Raw genomic sequence first — 1,904 nt, forward strand, 5'->3', positions numbered from 1 at the left:
GCATGTGACCGATCTGGCCAAAACCCTGGGCGAAGCCGTGCTTGAACCGCTTTATGAGTTAGATATCAAACGGTTACGTCAGCAAACCGGGGCAGCTTTGGCCAGCGAAGGTGCCATGCGCGCCTTGATCCTGGATGCCGGCACCCGGGTGCTGACAGATGGCACCGACGACAACCTTTTGCGCGGCCAGCGGTATGCAGATCCCCTTCTGCGCTCCGCTGTCGATTGCAAGCAGTGGACGGTCCTGACAGGCGGCGGCCGGATCAGGGTGGCGGGTCCGGTTCTGGCAACAGCGGACACCCGGCTTGGCTATGTGGTGCTTGAGTTCTCCACCGCCCGGCTGGATCAGGAATGGAAGGCTCATGTCGGCCGGATCCTGCTGCTGTCCGGGTTTTGCGCGCTGTTTGCATCGGTTGCCGCCATCGTCATGGCCAACCGGATCACCCGGCCGGTCAAGCGGCTGACAGACTTCGCGGACAGCATTCGCCAGGGCAGCCGGCCCCAGGACGTCCCCGATTGCGGCCGTGACGAAATCGGCCGTCTGGCCCTGGCTTTCGCCGAGGTGCTGACCCATCTCGACCGCAGCAACAGCGAACTGACCGAACTGGCCGCCTCGCTTGAGGACAAAGTGAAGGAACGGACCCGCGCAGCTGAAGCCGGGAACAAGGCCAAATCCGAATTTCTGGCCACCATGAGCCACGAGATCAGAACCCCGATGAACGGGGTGCTGGGAATGGCATCTTTGCTGGAGGAAACGGATCTGGACGAGGACCAGGCGCTTTATGCCCGGACCATTTCGGACTCCGGCGAAGCCTTGCTGGAAATCATTAACGAGATACTCGATTTTTCCAAAATCGAGTCCGGCAAGCTGGAGCTCAGGAGCCAGCCGCTTGATCTTCGCGACCTGCTTTCGGGTGTTGTCCGGATGCTGGAACCCAAAGCGGCAGAAAGCCGGGTAGCCTTGAGGCTGGTTTATGATCCCGCCTTGCCCGCGGGCATTCTGGGAGACGAGGGGCGCATACGGCAGATCATCGTCAACCTGGTCGGCAACGCCGTGAAATTCACTGAGGAAGGGGTCGTGACAGTCAAAGTCACTGGAACCAATCTGACATCTCAGTCCCTGTATAACATCGCTGTCGAAGACACCGGGATCGGTATACCCGAAGACAAGCTGGCCAGCGTCTTCAACGCGTTTTCCCAGGTCAACAGTTCTGCAACCCGGGATTTCGGCGGAACCGGTCTGGGGCTGGGCATCGCCTGCCGCCTGGCACATCTGATGGGCGGCGAAATTGATGTGCGCTCCGAACTTGGGAAAGGTTCCACGTTCACGTTCAGCTGTACATTCTCCACAGTCCGGGATTCTGTTACCGGATAAGGCAGAAACCCGCCGGTAAATCCTTCCCGGGTTTTCATCACAGCAAGCAATTCGGAAATTCACAGCTGTGAGCTCCACGTTTCAGCCTCTTTGGATTTCAAAGCCAGACGATAACGGCTGCGGCAGGTGCGATGGCGGGCAAGAACATCTTCGGGCACCTCTCGCAACGGGCCGCGTCAGGTCGCCAGCCCTTGCACCGGAGTAGCGGCTGACCTGACCGGCAGTCATCAAAAACTGGATCGGGCGGCCCGAGCGCCTGTGACCGCGTGAAGCTTAATATTCATACCGCCCGTTTACAGGGAATTTGATCTCCCGGATCAGATCCTAATCCTTCAAATGCCGCACGGTCAGACGGCCACGCCCCTTTTCAGCCCCAGACCCGATGCCCTGCGGTGAACTTTCAGATACCTCGCGTCCTCCAGCCCTGCAGCTAGTTGCGCAGCAATCAATGAAAGGGAAGCATGATTGCCAGATGATCCGATTGTTCAGCGGTCGATACTCCTTCGGCGCATCAGACCACCGCAAACCG

General features: G+C 59.1%; 1 protein-coding gene and 1 pseudogene. One reads left to right on the forward strand and one right to left on the reverse strand.

The genetic code is table 11. The features are described from left to right. Nucleotides 1–1,375: ATP-binding protein (locus A2I95_RS34460; RefSeq protein WP_291737034.1), on the forward strand; the 1,375-nt coding region annotated here is incomplete at its 5' end. A 97-nt stretch (nt 1,376–1,472) separates the two neighbouring features. Here the strand turns inward: A2I95_RS34460 and A2I95_RS34465 are convergent. Beyond that, nucleotides 1,473–1,797, reverse strand: a pseudogene (locus A2I95_RS34465) (hypothetical protein); the annotation flags it as partial. Nucleotides 1,798–1,904 lie beyond the last annotated feature (107 nt).

The organism is Leisingera sp. F5 (assembly GCF_001593695.1).